General features: G+C 71.9%; 17 protein-coding genes. 4 read left to right on the top strand and 13 right to left on the bottom strand.

The features are described from left to right. Position 1 precedes the first annotated feature (1 nt). A complete protein-coding gene (locus BHU06_RS16475; protein WP_070400291.1) occupies positions 2 to 205 on the bottom strand; it encodes a hypothetical protein in 204 nt (67 codons plus the stop codon). A gap of 157 nt (positions 206 to 362) precedes the next feature. On the opposite strand from BHU06_RS16475, the gene BHU06_RS16470 reads away from it, so the two are divergent. Beyond that, entirely contained in the window at positions 363 to 1985 is a 1623-nt protein-coding gene (locus BHU06_RS16470; RefSeq protein WP_070400290.1) for an FMN-binding glutamate synthase family protein, read from the top strand. 633 nt (positions 1986 to 2618) lie between these two features. Here BHU06_RS16470 and BHU06_RS16465 read toward each other — a convergent pair. From BHU06_RS16465 to BHU06_RS16420, 10 genes are all read right to left on the bottom strand, one after another. Next, positions 2619 to 3506, bottom strand: a complete 888-nt coding sequence (locus BHU06_RS16465; protein ID WP_070400289.1) for a toxin-antitoxin system YwqK family antitoxin — start codon at positions 3504 to 3506, stop codon at positions 2619 to 2621. Then, the gene (locus tag BHU06_RS16460) at positions 3503 to 3913 is read right to left on the bottom strand and encodes a putative toxin-antitoxin system toxin component, PIN family (RefSeq protein ID WP_353844602.1); all 411 of its coding nucleotides are present in this window, start codon (positions 3911 to 3913) and stop codon (positions 3503 to 3505) included. The genes BHU06_RS16465 and BHU06_RS16460 overlap by 4 nt, the downstream gene beginning before the upstream one ends. A gap of 100 nt (positions 3914 to 4013) precedes the next feature. After that, positions 4014 to 5294, bottom strand: a complete 1281-nt coding sequence (locus BHU06_RS16455) for a class I SAM-dependent RNA methyltransferase (protein WP_070400288.1) — start codon at positions 5292 to 5294, stop codon at positions 4014 to 4016. Continuing rightward, positions 5291 to 6919, bottom strand: coding sequence for an RNA polymerase factor sigma-54 (locus BHU06_RS16450; RefSeq protein WP_070400287.1), 1629 nt, complete (start codon positions 6917 to 6919; stop codon positions 5291 to 5293). Before BHU06_RS16450 ends, BHU06_RS16455 begins: the two co-directional genes overlap by 4 nt. Further along, a complete protein-coding gene (lptB, locus tag BHU06_RS16445) occupies positions 6919 to 7713 on the bottom strand; it encodes an LPS export ABC transporter ATP-binding protein (RefSeq protein ID WP_070400286.1) in 795 nt (264 codons plus the stop codon). Before lptB ends, BHU06_RS16450 begins: the two co-directional genes overlap by 1 nt. After that, on the bottom strand, positions 7710 to 8312 hold the full coding sequence (lptA, locus tag BHU06_RS16440) for a lipopolysaccharide transport periplasmic protein LptA (protein WP_368072912.1): 603 nt from the start codon (positions 8310 to 8312) through the stop codon (positions 7710 to 7712). Before lptA ends, lptB begins: the two co-directional genes overlap by 4 nt. Before the next feature lie 164 nt (positions 8313 to 8476). Next, positions 8477 to 9097, bottom strand: a complete 621-nt coding sequence (locus BHU06_RS16435) for a thiol:disulfide interchange protein DsbA/DsbL (RefSeq protein WP_070400284.1) — start codon at positions 9095 to 9097, stop codon at positions 8477 to 8479. Positions 9098 to 9175: 78 nt separating this feature from the next. Beyond that, the gene (locus BHU06_RS16430) at positions 9176 to 9853 is read right to left on the bottom strand and encodes an SPOR domain-containing protein (protein ID WP_070400283.1); all 678 of its coding nucleotides are present in this window, start codon (positions 9851 to 9853) and stop codon (positions 9176 to 9178) included. 8 nt (positions 9854 to 9861) lie between these two features. Continuing rightward, positions 9862 to 11535 (bottom strand): arginine--tRNA ligase, encoded by a 1674-nt coding sequence (gene argS, locus BHU06_RS16425; protein WP_070400282.1) that lies wholly within the window; start codon positions 11533 to 11535, stop codon positions 9862 to 9864. A gap of 9 nt (positions 11536 to 11544) precedes the next feature. Next, positions 11545 to 12477, bottom strand: coding sequence for an HTH-type transcriptional regulator ArgP (locus BHU06_RS16420; RefSeq protein WP_070400281.1), 933 nt, complete (start codon positions 12475 to 12477; stop codon positions 11545 to 11547). A 104-nt stretch (positions 12478 to 12581) separates the two neighbouring features. Here BHU06_RS16420 and BHU06_RS16415 point away from each other — a divergent pair, with 104 nt between their 5' ends. From BHU06_RS16415 to BHU06_RS16405, 3 genes are read left to right on the top strand one after another with little or no spacing between them, the layout of a single operon-like run. Further along, complete coding sequence (locus tag BHU06_RS16415) at positions 12582 to 13208, top strand: LysE/ArgO family amino acid transporter (protein ID WP_070400280.1); 627 nt, start codon at positions 12582 to 12584, stop codon at positions 13206 to 13208. 5 nt (positions 13209 to 13213) lie between these two features. After that, a complete protein-coding gene (locus tag BHU06_RS16410; protein WP_070400279.1) occupies positions 13214 to 14875 on the top strand; it encodes an NAD(P)/FAD-dependent oxidoreductase in 1662 nt (553 codons plus the stop codon). A 4-nt stretch (positions 14876 to 14879) separates the two neighbouring features. Next, entirely contained in the window at positions 14880 to 15638 is a 759-nt protein-coding gene (locus tag BHU06_RS16405; protein WP_070400278.1) for a nitrilase-related carbon-nitrogen hydrolase, read from the top strand. Here BHU06_RS16405 and BHU06_RS16400 read toward each other — a convergent pair. Together BHU06_RS16400 and BHU06_RS16395 are read right to left on the bottom strand one after the other, a co-directional pair. Further along, positions 15595 to 16524, bottom strand: a complete 930-nt coding sequence (locus BHU06_RS16400; RefSeq protein WP_070400277.1) for a LysR family transcriptional regulator — start codon at positions 16522 to 16524, stop codon at positions 15595 to 15597. The genes BHU06_RS16405 and BHU06_RS16400 overlap by 44 nt on opposite strands. A gap of 5 nt (positions 16525 to 16529) precedes the next feature. Continuing rightward, positions 16530 to 17744 (bottom strand): CaiB/BaiF CoA-transferase family protein, encoded by a 1215-nt coding sequence (locus tag BHU06_RS16395; RefSeq protein WP_254668190.1) that lies wholly within the window; start codon positions 17742 to 17744, stop codon positions 16530 to 16532. Positions 17745 to 17831 lie beyond the last annotated feature (87 nt).

Below are 17831 nucleotides of genomic sequence, written 5' to 3'. Positions count from 1 at the left end.
GTCAGTGGTGCGTCTGGCCCGACGGGTCCACCGTGCCCATGGCCAGCGAGGCCAGCGCGCTGGGCGTCGGCGGCCGCTCCGCCGGCTCCAGGTGCGTGGCGGGCGCAGGGGCCTCGTACACGCTGCGCCAGGCGTTCTGCAGGGTTTGCCACACGCTGGGGGCGACCGTCATCGAATCGGGCTCGTCCATCATGATCGGGAACATGGCGACATCCTTCGCGGCAGGCCCTGGGACACCGACCCCGCGTCGCCTGCCTGGGCGCGTGCGGTGTGGGGATTCAAGTCATTGTTCGCTTGTTCAAAACACGCCCCAATAATGCAGACGCAGGATTTTTCCCCCTTCGACCAGACGACGAACGCCGATGCTTGACCGACTCAACGCTCTCTATCCCGTGCGCTACACGGCCCTGGGCCTGTGCGCCTTCGTCGCCCTGCTGAGCCTGTTCGCCCTGGTCGCCTTCGGCGTCGGCGGCGTCTGGTTCCTGCTGTTCGGCGCGCTCACGCTGGTGGGCCTGTGGGACCTGCGCCAGACGCGCAGCTCGGTGCTGCGCAACTACCCGGTGATCGGTCACCTGCGCTTCATGCTGGAGTTCGTGCGGCCCGAGATCCGCCAGTACTTTCTGGAAAGCGACACCGAGGCCCAACCCTTCTCGCGTGCGCAGCGCAGCCTGGTGTATGCGCGCGCCAAGGGCGAGACCGACAAGCGCCCCTTCGGCAGCCAGCTCGACATGCTGAGCAACGGCCACGAGTGGATCAACCACTCGATCGCGCCGACCAGCCTGCCCACCCACGATTTCCGCGTGCGCATCGGCGGGCCCGACTGCACCCAGCCCTACGAGGCCAGCGTGTTCAACATCTCGGCCATGAGCTTCGGCGCGCTCTCGGCCAACGCCATCCAGGCCCTCAACGCGGGCGCGCAGCGCGGCGGCTTCGCGCACGACACGGGCGAGGGCTCCATCTCCGCCTGGCACCGCCTGCACGGCGGCGACCTGATCTGGGAGATCGGTTCGGGCTATTTCGGCTGCCGCGACGACGAGGGCCGCTTCAGCGAGGAGCGCTTCAGCGCGAACGCGCTCGACCCGCAGGTGAAGATGGTGGAGATCAAGCTGAGCCAGGGCGCCAAGCCCGGCCACGGCGGCGTGCTGCCGGGCGCCAAGGTGACGGCCGAGATCGCCGCCGCGCGCGGCGTGCCCGAGGCGGTGGATTGCATCTCGCCGGCCGCGCACAGCGCCTTTTCCACGCCGCTGGAGCTGATGGCCTTCATCCAGAAGCTGCGCGCGCTCTCTGGCGGCAAGCCGGTGGGCTTCAAGCTGTGCATCGGCCACCCCTGGGAGTGGTTCGCGATCGTCAAGGCCATGCGTCAGAGCGGCGTCACGCCCGATTTCATCGTGGTCGACGGCGCCGAGGGCGGCACCGGCGCGGCGCCGCTGGAGTTCACCGACCACGTCGGCGCGCCGCTGCAGGAGGGCCTGCGCCTGGTGCACAACACCCTGGTGGGCGTGAACCTGCGCGATCGCATCCGCATCGGCTGCGCGGGCAAGGTGGTGAGCGCCTTCGACATCGCGCGCGCGCTGGCCATCGGCGCCGACTGGTGCAACAGCGCGCGCGGCTTCATGTTCGCGCTGGGCTGCCTGCAGGCGCAGACCTGCCACACCGGCCATTGCCCCACGGGCGTGAGCACGCAGGACCCGGTGCGCCAGCAGGCCTTGGTGGTGCCCGACAAGGCCGAGCGGGTGTGGCGCTTCCACCAGAACACGCTCAAGGCCTTGAAGGAGCTGGTTCAGGCCGCCGGCCTGCAGCACCCGGGCGAGATCAGCGCGCACCACCTGGTGCGCCGCGTGAGCGACAACGAGGTGCGCCTGCTGGCCCACCTGCTGCCCACCACCTCGCCGGGTGCGCTGCTGGACGACGACGCGCAAGGGGAGCACGCGGTGTTCACCACCTGGTGGCGGCGGGCGCGGGCCGACACCTTCGCTCAGGCTTGAGCCGGCTGGTCTGCGTCCATGGCGGGCTTCGCACCGGCGGCCTTGCGCTGATGGCTGCACGCGGCAGTTTCTCTGGGTGACTTCGCTCGGTGACTTCGCTCGCCGGCTTCGCGCTGACGGCTTCGCGCTGACGGCTTCGCGCTGACGGCTGGCGGGGTCCGCGTTCTCCGGCCCACGCTCGCGGGCGCATACCCCGGTAGGCCTGCGTTGTCTCTTCAACACCGTGCCGGCACTCAGCCTCTGTGGCAGCCGCGAATGGGGCCTGCGCCCGCGAACCCCTCCATCCGTCGAGAGTGACACGCGAGCAGACCAAGGACATCGGGGCCACAGCGCGAAATCGGGGTCAGATTCCATTTGGCCAGCGATCAACGCTCGAAGGGTGTCCGGTCTTCTTTGGCCGGCCCGCCCGTTTCGGGGACGGCGGTGTGGGTGCCCGGGCGCAGGCCCCATTCGCGGCTGCCACAGAGGCTGAGCGCCGAAGCGGTGTTGAAGAGACAACGCAGGCCTACCCAGGTGGTGGACCGCGAGCGTGGGCCGGAGAACGGGCACCCACACCGGCGGCCCATGCGAAGCCGACGCCAGCAAGGCTGCAACAACAGCGAGAGGGCCAGCCAGCCCAGCTGGCCCCCAGCCTCAGCTGCTCGACGGATCCTCGTTCACCCGCTCATCGCGCAGCAGCCGGCCGCTGGGGTCGTAGAGCCTGAGGCGCAGCAGCAGGCCACGCTCCCCGTATTCCTCCTCGCGCTGCAGCGCGCCGCCGGGCGCGTGGTACTGCTGCCAGCCGAACAGGCGGCCGTTGCGCTCGCGGTTGAGCGCCGCCGGCGCGCCGTCCTCGTAGAAACTGCGCGTCTCGCGCAGCTCGTCGCGGCCCAGGCGGCGGATGGTCTGCTCCATCTTGAGCTGACCGTTGAGGTGCCACTGGCGGATGCGCCGCTCGCGCCCCGCGGCCCACTCCACCTCCTGCGTCAACTGGCCCGACTCGGCGAACTCGCGGCCCACGCCCTCGCGGCCGTGGTACTGCTCGGGCGGCGGCTCGGCCAGGTCGATCTCGTGCCGCAACTGCCCCGAGGGGTAGTACACGCGCTTGATGCGGCGGTCGGGACCGCCGCTGTCCTCGACGAGCTCCTCGCTGCGCACCACGCCGCCTTGCGGGTTCACGATCACCTGGCGCATCAGCACGCCGCGCCGGTGGCTCACGGTGCCCAGCGGCTTGCCGGGTTCGCGGTAGAGCGTGACCTCGGCGAGCGCGCCGCCATGGCCGCAGGGCTCGCGGTCCTCGGGCAGCAGGCTGGTGGGCGCGCAGCGCAGTTCGGCCAGGCTGCCGTCGGCCCAGCGGCGCAACAGCACCAGGGCGCGGCGGCCGTCCGCGCCCATCACGCGCAGCAGGCTGGAGCCGTCGGGCAAGGCACAGCGCTGCTGGCCAGCCGGCCCCACGGGACCGCAGCGTGCCGCGTCCTGGGCCCGGGCCGGCGACAGCCCCGCCAACAGCGCGAGCAGCGCGGCCACGGGCCAGGCGCTCACGCCACGGCCCCCTCAGCGCTCGGCGCCCAGGCGCGGCGCACGGGCACGCCGATGCCCGCGAGGCGGCGCGCCAGCGCCAGCACATGGGCGTCCTTGCTGAGCAGCGCGGCGCCATGCGCCACGGCCAGGTCGATGAAGCGCTGGTCGTCGGGGTCGCGACAGGTGAACGCGGCCTTGGCGGCAGGCGCCACGCGCCGCGCGTGGCGGTCGAACGCGGCCAGCACGGCATCGGGCCCGCCACCGTCCAGGCGGCGCGCGAGGTGCGGGTAGTCCAGCACGCGCCGCAGCTCCTCGCGCATGGCCTCGCTGGCGATCCAGGCCACGCGGCCCTGCACCAGCGCGGCGCGCAGCGGCGCCACGGCGGGGTCGTCGAAGACGAACAGGTCGAGCACGACGTTGGTGTCGATGACGACCAGAGCAAGAGCCCCCCCCTGCCGCGCCTCGCGCGACCCCTCCGAGGGGGCAACGCCGACGGACCGGCACAGCCGGTTCCCTGGCGTTTCTGGGTCAGACCGCGTCATTCCGACGGGCCTTCAGGTCGAAGCGGAACAGCCGGCACTCGATGGGGCCGTTCCACAGCGGCACGCGGCGCGATTCCTTGAAGCGCATGCGGCCGGGCAGTTTCAGGTCGGGCGTGAGCAGCCAGGCGGTCCAGCCGGCGTAGTGCGATTTCCAGTGCGCGGCCAGGCGCTCGAAGAAGGCGTCGGCGGCCTGGCCGTCCTCGTCGCGCGCCTGTTCGCGCCCCCCGCGCTCGGCGCCGGCACCGCTGGCGCGTTCGGCCGCGTTGCGCCCGGCCACGCCGGCGGCGGCGATGCGCTCGCCATAGGGCGGGTTGAGCAGCAGCACGCCCGCGCGCGGGCTGGGCGGCAGGCGCTGCAGGGCGTCGCCGCCGCGCAGCTCGATCGCCTGGGCCACGCGCGCGCGCTCGGCATTGCGCCGGGCGAAGTCGACCATGCGGAAGGCCACGTCGCTGCCGAAGACGATGGGCGCCTGGCCGGCGGGCCAGGGCCGCTCGGCCGCGCGCGCCTCGTCGCGCAGGCCCTGCCACACGTGCGGCTGGAAGGGCAGCAGCTTCTCGAAGGCGAAGCGGCGTTGGCCGCCCGGGGCGATGTTCAGCGCGATCTGCGCGGCCTCGATGAGCACCGTGCCGCTGCCGCAGCAGGGGTCGGCCAGCGGCGGCACCTCGGCCAGCGTGGCGGCCTCGCGCGCCTGCGCGTCCCAGCCGGTGGCGGCGATCATGGCGGCGGCCAGGGTTTCCTTCAGCGGCGCGTCGCCCTTGTCCTCGCGCCAGCCGCGCTTGAACAGCGGCTCACCGGTGGTGTCGATGTAGAGCGTGAGCGTCTCGGCGGTGAGGTGGCCGAACAGGCGCACGTCGGGCCGCTGGGTGTCCACGCTGGGGCGCTCGCCGCGCTTGTCGCGAAAGCGGTCGCAGACGGCGTCCTTGATCTTGAGGGCGGCAAAGTTCAGGCTCTTGAGCGGGCTGTGCTGCGCGGTGAGTTCGACCTTGATGGTCTGGCGCGGCGTGAACCAGATCTCCCAGGCCACCTCGGCGGCGGCCGCGTAGAGGTCTTGCTCGGCACGGTAGGGGCCGTGCCACAGGCGCACCAGCACGCGCTGCGCGAGCCGGCTGTGCAGGTTCAGGCGCAGCGCGTCGCGCCACGAGGCCTCGAGCGAGACGCCGCCGCGCGAGCGCTGCAGCGCGCCGATGCCGGTGATGCGCTGCACCTCAACGGCGAGAAAGTCCTCCACGCCGGCGGCGCAGGGGAGAAAGAGCTGGAGCTGGTTCAAAGCGATTTTCGGAGGTTGGCCGGGGCGATGCGCATGGCCTCGCGGTACTTGGCCACGGTGCGGCGCGCGCACTCGATGCCCTGCTCCTTGAGCAGGTCGGAGAGCTGGTTGTCCGACAGCGGCTTGGCCGGCGCCTCGGCGGCGATGAACTGCTTGAGCAGCGCGCGCACCGCGGTGCTGGAGGCGTTGCCGCCGGTCTCGGTGCCCAGCGAGGAGCCGAAGAAGTACTTCAGTTCGTAGGTACCGAAAGGCGTGGCCATGTACTTGGCCGTGGTCACGCGGCTGATGGTGGATTCGTGCAGGCCCAGTTCGTCGGCGATCTCGCGCAGCACCAGCGGGCGCATGGCGAGCTCGCCGTGCATGAAGAAGTTGCGCTGGCGCTCGACGATGGCGCTGGACACGCGCAGGATGGTGTCGAAGCGCTGCTGGATGTTCTTGATGAACCAGCGCGCCTCCTGCAGGCGCTGCTGCATGGCGGCGTGGCCGCCTTCGCCGCCATCGCGCCCGCCGCGGTTCTGGCGCATGGCGTTGGCGTACACGTCGTGCACGCGCAGGCGCGGCATCACGTCGGGGTTGAGCACCACCTTGAAGCCGCGGCCGGCGCGCGTGACGATGACGTCGGGCACGACGATGTTGCGCTCGACGTCCGCGAAGCGGCGTCCGGGCTTGGGCTCCAGCCGCGCGATCAGCGCGAGCGCGCCGCGCACGGTGTCCTCGTCGGCGCGGCACAGCTGCACCAGCTTGCGCACGTCGCGCTTGGCGATCAGCTCCAGCGGCTGCCCACAGATCGCCAGCGCGGCGCGCGCCTCGGGCGTGTTGCGCAGCTCCAGGATCTGCAGCTTCAGGCACTCGGCCAGGTCGCGCGCGCCCACGCCGGGCGGGTCCATGTGCTGCAGCAGCTGCAGGGCGGTGCGCAGCCCTTGCTCGGCCGCGTCGAGGCGTTCGGTGGCGGCGGCGTCGGACGGGTCGGCCTTGGCGGTGGCCTCACCCTGCAGGCGCAGCAGCGCCAGCGCGAGTTCGGGCAGCGGGTCGGCGAGGTAGCCGTCCTCGTCCAGCGATTCGATCAGGAAGTGCAGCGCGGCAGCATCCGCCTCGGACAGGCGCAGGCAGCGCGCCTGCTCGTGCAAATGGTCCTGCAGCGACACCAGGGCGCGCGCGAGGTCGGCCGCGCTGGCGGTCTCTTCGTCATCGCCGGAGCCGCTGCCGCGCGGCGGCGCGTCGCCGCCCCACTCGCTGTCGTCGGGCGCCATCTCCACCGTGCCGTCGCCGTCCCAGCTCTCTTCCACCGGCGAGGCGCCGTCCACACTGGCCTCCACCGCGTCGCCGTCGGTGGCGCTGGCCTTGTCTTCGTTGCGCCCCTCCCCGGCGTCGGCGCCCGGGCCGGCGGCGGACGCGGCGTCGGCGATCTGCTCGCCCGCGCTCACCGGCGCATCGGTCGCGGCCAGGCCGAATTCCTCGCGCTCCAGGCCTTCGTCGGCGCGTTCCAGGAAGGGGTTCTCGTCGAGCATCTGCTCGACCTCCTGCGCCATCTCCAGCGTCGAAAGCTGCAGCAGGCGGATCGACTGCTGCAGCTGGGGCGTCAGCGCCAGGTGCTGCGAGACGCGTAGCGACAGGCTCTGCTTCATCACATCCGGAAATGCTCGCCGAGGTAGACCCGGCGCACGTCGGCGTTCTCGACGATGTCCGACGGCGTGCCGCTGGTCAGCACATGGCCGTCGTTGATGATGTAGGCGCGGTCGCAGATGCCCAGGGTCTCGCGCACGTTGTGGTCGGTGATGAGCACGCCGATGCCGCGCGACTTGAGGAAGCCGATGATGCGCTGGATCTCGATCACCGCGATCGGGTCGATGCCGGCGAAGGGCTCGTCGAGCAGGATGAAGCGCGGATCGGTGGCGAGCGCGCGCGCGATCTCGACGCGGCGGCGCTCGCCGCCCGACAGCGCCGGCGCGGGCGAATCGCGCAGGTGGTCCACGTGCAGGTCGCGCAGCAGCGTGTCCAGGCGCTCGTCGATGGCGGCGGCGCTCAGCGGGCGGCCGCGCGCGTCCACCTGCAGCTCCAGCACGGCGCGCACGTTCTGCGCCACGGTGAGCTTGCGGAAGATCGAGGCCTCCTGCGGCAGGTAGCCCAGGCCCAGGCGCGCGCGGCGGTGGATGGGCAGGCGCTCGATGGACTGGTTGTCGAGCAGGATCTGCCCGCCGTCGGCGCGCAGCAGGCCGACGATCATGTAGAAGGAGGTCGTCTTGCCGGCGCCGTTGGGGCCCAGCAGGCCCACCACCTCGCCCTTGTCCACGGCGAGCGAAACGTCCTTGACCACCAGGCGGCTGCCGTAGGACTTCTTCAGCCCCGTGGCCTCCAGCCGGCTGGTGGCCAGCAACTGGGTTTCGGGGAAGGTGGTCGAGGGCGACTCGCTGGCGCTCACGGGCGTCCTCCGCCGAGCTCACCCGACGGGCGCAGCGGCGTGGGGGCGGGCGCGGGCGCCGGGGCGGGCTGGCCTTCGCGCGGCACCGGCGTGAGCGTGGCGCGCACCCGGCCCGAGGGATTGCCGGGCGTGGCGCCGGCCGGGCTGCTCTCGACGGTGAACACCTCGCTGCGGTTGTCGTAGACGATCACGCTGCCGCGCGTCTCGTCGTTGAGCTGGGTGCCCAGGTAGCGGCGCAGCACGGCGTCGCCGATGAAGCGCACCTTGTCGGCGCTGCTGTCGTACTCGATGCGCTTGGCCTCGCCCTCGATGAACTCGTTGAGGCCTTCGCGCTTTTGCTTGAAGTAGCCCGGGCTGCCCAGCACGACGCCGAACTGGTGGCCCTGCGCGTCCTGTCGCACCTCGACCTGGGCGCCGCGGATCACGATGGTGCCCTTGGTGATGACCACGTTGCCGGTGAAGATGCTGAGCTGGCGCGCGTCGTCGTAGCGCAGGTTGTCCGACTCGGCGTTCATGGGCTTGAGCCGGTCGGCCTGCTCGGCCTGGGCGGCGCCCGCCAGCGCGCAGGCGGTCAGCAGGCCAAGGGCGAGGCGGTGCAAGGGAGGAAGGGCGTGTGGCATGTCAAGGGCACGAAACTTGCATGCATTCTAAACACCCACCCGCCCCGGTCTGACAAACCGCCCGCCAGAAACAGGGCGCCACCCGCAGTGCCGGGCCGCAGACCCTCCCCTCGAGGGGCCGCGCGAAGCGCGGCGGGGGTGCATCACCCTTTGCGCGCTTCCATGATCAGCCAGTTGGCGATGGTCAGCGTCTTGGGCCCTTGGCCGGGAATGTAGTAGCGGCCAGCGACGCCCAGCGCGGGCGTGCCCTCGACACCGTAGGCGTCCTGCAGCGCCGCGGCGCGCTCGGCCTTCTTCTGCGTGTCGGCGTGGTTGAAGATCTCGGAGAACTTCGCCCGGTCCACGCCCTGCTTGACCACCCAGTCGGTGATCGGCGCCGGCGTGGTCAGCGGCAGCCGCTCCACATGGATGGCCTTGAACACCTCGGCGTGCAGGCGTTCCACCAGGTTCATGGACTCCAGCGTGTAGTACAGGCGCTGCATGGGCACGAAGGCCGGGCTGAAGGCCACCGGCACGCGGCGCAGCACCGCGCCCTCGGGCCTGCGCTTCTCCCAGTCCTGCAGCAGCGGCTCGAAGTTGAAGCAATGGATGCAGGAGTAGGCAAAGAACTCCACCACCTCCACCTTGCCGGCCGGCGCCTCGACGGGCACGGGCTTGCCCAGGCGCAGGTACTCGGCGCCCTCTTTCGGGGCGACCCGCTGGGCCAGGGCCGGCAGTGCGGTGCCGGTGGCGAGCAGGGACAGGGTGAAATCGCGACGACGCATGGGATGGCTCTCCAAGGGGTATGAACCAGCGTTTGGGGCCTGGCCGGGCGCGGGAAGTTCCCGCGCGCCCGGCCCGGGTCAGCGCTGCACGCGCACCAGGGCCGACTCGACGCCGTTGACCTGCAACTGCTCGATCGTCAGGTCGGCCAGGGCCTTCTGGGCGAAGGGGCCCACGCGCACCCGGTACAGGGTGCGGCCGGCGTTCTCGCGCTCGTCCACCGTGGCGGCGATGCCCAGCATGGCCAGGCGCGCGCGCTGGGCCTCGGCCTCGGGCGCGTTGCGGAAGGCGCCGGCCTGCACGAAGTAGGTATAGGGGTCGGCGCCGGGCGCGGGGGCTTCGGCGGGCGCCGCACCGGGCTTGGCCGGCGCGGCCGCCGGGGCCTGCTGCTCCGTGCGCGAGCGGGCCAGGTCGCCCAGCGGGTCGGCCGAGGGCGCGGGGGCGCCGGCGGGCGGCAAGGTGCCGGCGGTGCCTGGCGCGGTGATGGCGCCTTCGCTGCCGGGCGCGGGGGTCGCCGGGGCGGGCATGCCGCCGACGGACCGGTTGGGGTTCCAGCCCTTGTTGCGCTCGGCTTCCTTGGCGTCGTCCTCGGCGCTGCGCGACAGGCCGCGGTCAACGAAGGGTACGGGCACACGGGTCACGTAGACCGCCACGGCCAGCGCCGCGGCCAGGCCGACCAACAGGCCGACGATGAAGCCCACCAACGTGCCGCCCAGGCTGCTGCGCGACGAAGGGGTGGAGGAGGATTTTTTGCTCATGGTGGCTCTTACATCTTCTGCGGCGCGCTCACGCCCAGCACGGCCAGGCCATTGTGCAGCACCTGCCGGGTGGCGGCGACGAGCGCGAGGCGAGCGCGCTTGACCGCTTCATCATCGACCAGGATGCGTTCGGCGTCGTAGTAACTGTGGTAACTCGCGGCAAGCTCGCGCAGGTAGAAGGTGACGTCGTGCGGCGCGAAGTCGCGCGCGGCGGCGCCGAGCATCTCGGGGTACTTGGCGATCTGGCGCATCAGGGCCTGCGCGGCCGGGGTGTCCAGCGGCGACAGGTCGGCACCGGACAGCGTGGCGGCGTCGCCGCCCCAGCCCGCCAGCACCGAGCAGATGCGCGCGTGCGCGTACTGCACGTAGTAGACCGGGTTGTCGTTGTTCTGCTGCACGGCCAGGTCGACGTCGAAGGTGTATTCGGTGTCGGGCTTGCGGCTGAGCAGGAAGAAGCGCACCGCGTCCTTGCTGGTCCATTCGATGAGGTCGCGCAGCGTGACATAGCTGCCCGCGCGCTTGCTGATCTTCACCTCCTGGCCGCCGCGCACCACGCGCACCATGGTGTGCAGCACGTAGTCGGGGTAGCCGGCGGGGATGCCCACGTCGGCCGCCTGCAGCCCGGCGCGCACGCGCGCGATGGTGCCGTGGTGGTCGGTACCCTGGATGTTGATGACCTTGCTGAAGCCGCGCTCCCACTTGGCGATGTGGTACGCCACGTCGGGCACAAAGTAGGTGTACGAGCCGTCGGACTTGCGCATCACGCGGTCCTTGTCGTCGCCGTAGTCGGTGCTGCGCAGCCACAGCGCGCCGTCCTGCTCGTAGGTCTTGCCGTTGGCGACCATCCGGTTCACCGCGGCCTCGACGCGCCCGCTGGTGTACAGGCTGGACTCGAGGTAGTAGTGGTCGAACTTGACCGCGAAGGCCTGCAGGTCGAGGTCCTGCTCGTGGCGCAGGTAGGCGACGGCAAACTGGCGGATGCCGTCGAGGTCGTTCACGTCGCCGCTGGCGGTGAAGGCGCGGTCATCGGCCGTCACGGTCCGCTTCGCGAGAAAGTCGTTGGCGATGTCCTGGATGTAGTCGCCGTTGTAGGCCGACTCGGGCCAGCCGGCGTCGCCGGGCTTCACGCCCTGGGCGCGCAGCTGCGTGGACGTGGCCAGGGTGTTGATCTGCACGCCCGCGTCGTTGTAATAGAACTCGCGGTGCACGTCCCAGCCCTGGGTCTGGTACAGGTTGCAGATGGCGTCGCCCAGCGCGGCCTGGCGACCGTGGCCCACGTGCAGCGGGCCGGTGGGGTTGGCCGAGACGAACTCGACCATCAGGCGCTGGCCGTTGGCCGGCTGGCGGCCGAAACCCTCACCCGCCGACAGCACCTCGCGCACCACCTGCTGCTTGGCCTCGGGCTTCAAGCGGATGTTGATGAAGCCCGGGCCAGCGATCTCGATCGCCTCGACCCAGCGCTGATACACCGGCTGGGCCAGCAGGGCCGCGCGCAGCTGCTCGCCCACGGCGCGCGGGTTGAGCTTGAGTGGCTTGGCCAGCTGCATGGCCGCGGTGACGGCGAAATCGCCATGGGCCGCCACCTTGGGCGACTCGAAGGCGGCCTTCTCGCCCGCGCCGGGGCTGAGCTTGTCCAGCTCGTCGCGCAGGGCCGAGAGCAGGTCTTGTTGGATCTGGAGCATCGCGCGATTTTAGGTGGCGGCCCGGGCCGGGCCCGCGGGACCCGCCAGCGGGGCCAGGCGCTCGCGCGCGGCCGCCTTCACCGCGGCCGTGAGCCGCTGGGCCGACGGCGGTTCGTGCGTCCAGTGCTGCCAGTACAGGGCCACATCCACCGTGGCGCCGGGCAGCAGTTCGGTCAGGGCCGGGTGCTTGGGCAGGTGCTGCTCGGGCACCATGCCCCAGCCCATGCCCAGCTCGATGGCGGTTTCGAACGCCTCCACCGCGGGCACGTAGTGGCGCGGGTAGGCCGGCTGGCGCAGGCCGATGTGCTGCTCCAGGAAGGCGTCCTGCAGCGCGTCCTTGCGGTTGAAGATGACGGCCGGCTGGGCCAGCAGCCGGTGCGGCGAGACCGCGCCGCGCGGCGTGCGGCAGCGCTGCACCACGGCGGGCGTGGCCACGCAGTGGTAGCGCATCACGCCCAGGGGTTCGGCCACGCAGCCACGCATGGCGTCGGCGCGGGTGGTCACGCAGCCCACCACGTCACCGCGCTTGAGGGCGTCGTGGGTGTGGTCCTGGTCGTCGATCACCACCTCCAGCAGCAGTCGCTGGCGCGCCAGCAGCGGCGCCACGGCGGGCAGGAACCAGCTCGACACCGAGTCGGCGTTGATCGCCACCGACAGGCTCTGCCAGCGCTCGCCCGCGCGCGCCTCGCCCCCCACCAGGCCGGCCAGCAGGTCGGCCTCCATCAGCCGCACCTGCTTCACGTGGCCCAGCAGGGCCTGGCCGGCCGGCGTGGCGCGCACGCGCTTGCCGCGCACCAGCAGCCGCTGGCCGAGCTGGTCTTCCAGCGACTTGATGCGCAGCGACACCGCGGCCAGCGTGAGCTGGAGCGCGCGCGCGGCCGGACCGAAGCCGCCGTGCTCCACCACGGCGGCCAGGGCTTCCAGTGGGCGGGGGTCGAGCATTGCTTAAGTCAAATTTGAGTGATTGGATTTCGAATCAACTGCATTAAACATCAGCCGGCTTTGCGGCACCATGCGCCCCGCTGTCACCCGAACCCGAGACATCCATGACCCTGAGCTTTCCCGTTTTCTCCGCCGGCATGGTGCTGAGCCTGTCGCTGATCATGGCCATCGGCCCGCAGAACGCGCACGTGCTGCGCATGGGCCTGCAGCGCCAGCACCTGTGGCTGACGGTGGCCCTGTGCGCCCTGTCCGACATGGCGCTCATTGCCCTGGGCGTGCTGGGCCTGGCCCAGCTCGGCGGCCTGTCGGACAAGCTGCAAGGCGCGCTGATCGGCGCGGGCGTGCTGTTCCTGGCGGTCTACGGCTGGCAGGCATTCCAGCGCTTTCGCTCGCCGCTGGCCCGCACGCTGGAGGGCCAGCCGCTGGCGCCGCCGCCCACCACGCGCCGCCAGGCGGTGTTCTCGGCCCTGGCCTTTTCCTGGCTCAACCCACACGCCTGGCTGGACACCGCCGTGCTGATCGGCACCGCTTCGCTGGCCTACGGCCCGGCGAGCGAGGTCTTCGGCCTGGGCGCCGCCACGGGTTCGCTGATCTGGTTCACCGCCCTGGGCGCGGCCGCCTTCTGGGCCGGCCGCCGGCTCAACTCCCTGCACATCTGGCGCGTGCTGGATGGCCTGGTGGCGCTCATGATGTGGGGCACGGCCGCCTGGCTGCTGGCTTCGCTGTTCTGAGCACCATGCCATCGAAGAAACCCGTCACCGTCTTCGGCCCCGACTTCCCCTTCGCCTACGACGACTGGCTGGGCCATCCCGCGGGCCTGGGCGCGCTGCCGCGCGAGCGGCTGGGCAGCGAGGTGGCCATCGTCGGCGCCGGCATGGCCGGCCTGACGGCCGCGCACGAGCTGATGAAGCTGGGCCTCAAGCCCGTGGTGTACGAGGCCTCGCGCCTGGGCGGGCGCTTGCGCTCCCAGGCCTTCGAGGGCGGCCAGGGCGTGGTGGCCGAGCTCGGCGGCATGCGCTTCCCGCGCTCGGGCACGGCCTTCTTCCACTACGTGGACCAACTCGGCCTGGCCACCAAGCCCTTCCCCAACCCGCTCACGCCGGCCGCCGGCTGCACGGTGATCGACCTCGAAGGCCGCACGCACCGCGCGCGCCGCCTGGCCGACCTGCCACCGCTGTTCACCGAGGTGGCCCGGGCCTGGGCCGACGCGCTGGAAGAAGGCGCCGGCTTCACCGGCCTGCAGGACGCCCTGCGCGAGCGCGACGTGCCGCGCCTGAAGGCCCTATGGGACGCCCTGGTGCCGCGCTGGGACGACCGCACCTTCTACGACTTCGTCGCCCAGTCCGGCGCCTTCCAGCGCCTGTCCTTCCACCACCGCGAGGTCTTCGGCCAGGTGGGCTTCGGCACCGGCGGCTGGGACTCGGACTTTCCCAACTCCATGCTGGAGATCCTGCGCGTGGTGCTCACCGGTTGCGACGAGAACCAGCACCTGGTGGTGGGCGGCGTGCAGCAGGTGCCGCAGGGCCTGTGGCTGCGCGCGCCAGCAGCCCGCGAACTGCGGCACTGGGGGGCCGGCACCTCGCTCGCCCAGCTGCATGGCGGCGCGCCGCGCCCGGGCGTGGCGGCCATCGCGCGCGCGCCGCACGGACAGATCGCCGTCACCGACGTGCTCGGCAATACGCGCCGCTACCCGGCCGTGCTGGTCACCTGCCAGAGCTGGCTGCTCACCACGCAGATCGCGGTGGAGGAGTCGCTGTTCTCGCACAAGCTCTGGATGGCGCTGGACCGCACGCGCTACATGCAATCGTCCAAAACCTTCGTCATGGTGGACCGGCCATTCTGGAACGACCTGCGCGCCGACGGCTGGCCGGTGATGGGCATGACGCTCACCGACCGGCTCACGCGCGGCACCTACCTGTTCGACAACGGCCCGGACAAGCCCGGCGTGATCTGCCTGAGCTACGCCTGGATGAGCGACGCGCTCAAGATGCTGCCGCACCCGACCGCCCGGCGCGTGCAGCTGGCGCTGTCGGCGCTGAAACAGATCTACCCCGACGTGGACATCGCCAGCCACGTGATCGGCGACCCGATCAGCGTCTCCTGGGAGGCCGACCCCTACTTCCTGGGCGCCTTCAAAGGCGCGCTGCCGGGCCACTACCGCTACAACCACCGCATGGTTGGCCACTTCATGCAGGAGGCCCTGCCCGAGGCCGAGCGCGGCCTCTTCCTGGCCGGCGACGACGTGTCCTTCACGCCGGCCTGGGTGGAGGGCGCCGTGCAGACCGCGCTGAACGCGGTGGCGGGCATGGTGCGCCACCTGGGCGGCGCCAGCCACGCCGACAACCCCGGGCCCTGCGAGGCCTGGCCGGGCATCGGGCCGGTGGCGCTGGGGGACTGAGGCGATGGGGCCGCTGCGCCTGGCGCTCTGGCAGACGCCGCACCCCCGCGACAGCGGCGAAGCGCTCCAGCGGCTCGACGCCACCGCGCGCGAGGCCGCCGCCCAGGGCGCGCACTGGCTCATCACGCCCGAGATGTTCCTCACCGGCTACCTGATCGATCCCGCGCGCCTGTCCGCGCTCGCCGAGCCGGCCGACGGCCCGCTGCTGCGGGCGGTGCGCGACCTGGCGCGGCGCCATGGCCTGGGCATCGTCACCGGCTGGCCCGAGGCGAGCGGCGCGGCCCGGCCCTTCAACAGCGCCGCCGCGATCGACGGCACCGGCGCGCTGCTCGCGGTGCACCGCAAGATCCACCTGTTCGGCGACGGCGACGCCCTGCGCTTCACGCCCGGCGGCGCTCCGCCCGCGGGGTTCGACTGGCGCGGCTGGCGCCTGGGCCTGCTGATCTGCTTCGACGTGGAGCACGACGAACCGCTGCGCCAGCTCGCCGCCGCGGGCGCGCACGCGGCGCTGGTGCCCACGGCCAACATGGTCGGCTACGACGCGGTGCAGCAAACCCGCCTGCCCGAGGCGGCCCGGCGCTTCGGCCTGGCGATCGCGTACGCGAACGCCTGCGGGCGGGAAGATGAGACGCGCTACAACGGGTGGTCGTGCGTGTGCACGGGCTCGGGGGAACGCCTGGGCAGGGCCGGACGCGGCGAAGCCCTGCTGCCCGCCGCGCTCAGCGCCCCGTCCAGTACTCCCCCCGCCCGTACTCGTGCTTGAGGTAGTCGATCCACAGCCGCACGCGCAGCGCCAGGTGCTTGCGCTGCGGGAACAGCGCGTAGATGCCGTTGGGCGGCGCGGCGAAGTCGTCGAGCACGCGCACCAGGCGGCCCGCCGCCACGTCGGCCTCCACCTCCCAGGTGCTGCGCCAGGCGATGCCCTGGCCCGCCAGGCACCACTCGTGCAGCACCTGGCCGTCGCTGCAGTCCATGGGGCCGCCGGGGCGCAGGTAGTGGATCTCGCGCCCGTCCCCGCCGCCCTCGGCCGGCTGTGAGAAGGCCCAGCCGCGCGTCTGCGAGGCGTCGCTGGACAGGGTGAGGCAGTCGTGCCGCGCCAGGTCGGCCGGCGTGTCGGGCGTGCCGCGCCGCTGCAGGTAGGCCGGCGCGGCCACGCAGAGGCGGCGGTTGTCGGCCAGGCGCACGCTCACCAGCGACGAGTCCGGCAGATCGCCCACGCGCACCGCGCAGTCGTAGCCTTCGCCGGCCACGTCCACCACGCGGTCGGACAGGTTGAGCGAGACCGTCACCTCCGGGTGCAGGTCGCGAAAGCGCGGCACCAGCGGCGCCACGTGGCGCCGGCCAAAGCCCGCCGGCGCGGTGATGCGCAGGTGCCCGCTGGCCTTCACGCCGCCCGCGCTCACGCTTGCCTCGGCGTTCGACAGGTCGGTCAGGAGGCGCTGGCAGTCCTCCAGGAAGGCGCTGCCTTCGTGCGTGAGCGAGATGCGCCGCGTGGTGCGCACCAGCAGCTTCACGCCCAGGCGCGATTCGAGCGCATCGAGCCGGCGGCCAATGATGGCCGGCGCCACCGACTCGGCGCGCGCCGCCGCCGTGAGGCTGCCGCGCGTGGCCACCGAAACGAAGGTTTCGAGCTGCTTGAGCTTGTCCACGGCCCTCAGCCCTTTGCTGTGGTGCGCGACAGGCGCTCCGCGCTCGCCGCGTCGTAGCCCAGGGCGCGCAGCACCTCGGCGCTGTCGGCGCCCAGGCGCGGCGGGCTGCGCACCGGCAGGCGCTGCTCGCCCAGCGTGAAGGGCAGCGGCACGGTCTGCACGGTCTGGCCGGCGCGCTCGCCGTCCGGCAGGGTGATGGGCGCCAGGCCGCCGGTGGCCCGCAGGTGCGGGTCGTCCAGCAGCTCGTGCGGCTTGGCGATGGGCGCGAAGGGCAGGCCGTGGCGCTCGAACAGCTCGGCCAGTTCGGCCGCCGGGCGCTCGGCCACGCGCGCGCGCAACTCGGGGATGAGCCAATCGCGCGCGCGCACCCGATCGTTGTTGGTCCGCAGCCGAGCGTCGTCCCGCCAGTCGGCCCAGCCCATGGCGCTGCAGAAGATGGCCCACTGGGTGTCGCTCACCACCGCCAGGAAGATCTGATCGCCCCCGGCCGCGGTGAACACGTCGTAGATGCCCCAGGGCGAGATGCGCTGCGGCATGGGGTTGGCGGGCGCGCCCGTCACCGCGTACTGCAGCATGTGCTGGGCCACCAGGAAGATGTTGTTCTCGAACAGCGCGCTCTGCACGGCCTGGCCGCGCCCGCTGCGCTCGCGCTCGCGCAGCGCGGCCAGCACGCCGATGGCGCCGAACATGCCGCCCATGATGTCGTTGACACTGCTGCCCGCGCGCAGCGGGTCGCCGGGCCGCCCGGTCATGTAGGCCAGGCCGCCCATCATCTGCACCACCTCGTCGAGCGCGGTGCGGTGGTCGTAGGGCCCGGGCAGGAAGCCCTTGTGGCTGACGTGGATCAGGCGCGGGAAGCGCGCCCTCAGGCTCTCATGGTCCAGACCCAGCTTGCGCATGGTCTCGGGCTTGAAGTTCTCCACCAGCACGTCGGCCGTGGCCACCAGGCGCAGCGCGGCCTCGCGGCCCTCCTCGGTCTGCAGGTCCAGCACCAGGCTCTTCTTGTTGCGGTTGAACAGCGGGAAGAAACCGGCGCCCGAGCCCAGCAGGCGGCGCGTGTTGTCGCCCCCCGGCGGCTCCACCTTGATCACCTCCGCGCCCAGGTCGGCCAGCACCATGCCGCACATGGGGCCCATCACCATGTGCGAGAACTCGGCGACACGGATGCCGGCGAGCGGCAGGGGTGGGGTGGCGGGGGTATCGAGGGTATCGGGGCTCAATCGGGTCTCCTGGGCAAACAGGCGCAGATTACACACAAAAAAGTCATGGATCCATCGCGCGCGAGCGTCTCAATGCACGCCGATGTT

Source organism: Hydrogenophaga sp. PML113 (genome assembly GCF_001777155.1).
GTDB lineage: Bacteria > Pseudomonadota > Gammaproteobacteria > Burkholderiales > Burkholderiaceae_C > Hydrogenophaga > Hydrogenophaga borbori.
This window is presented reverse-complemented; position numbering and strand designations above follow the sequence as displayed.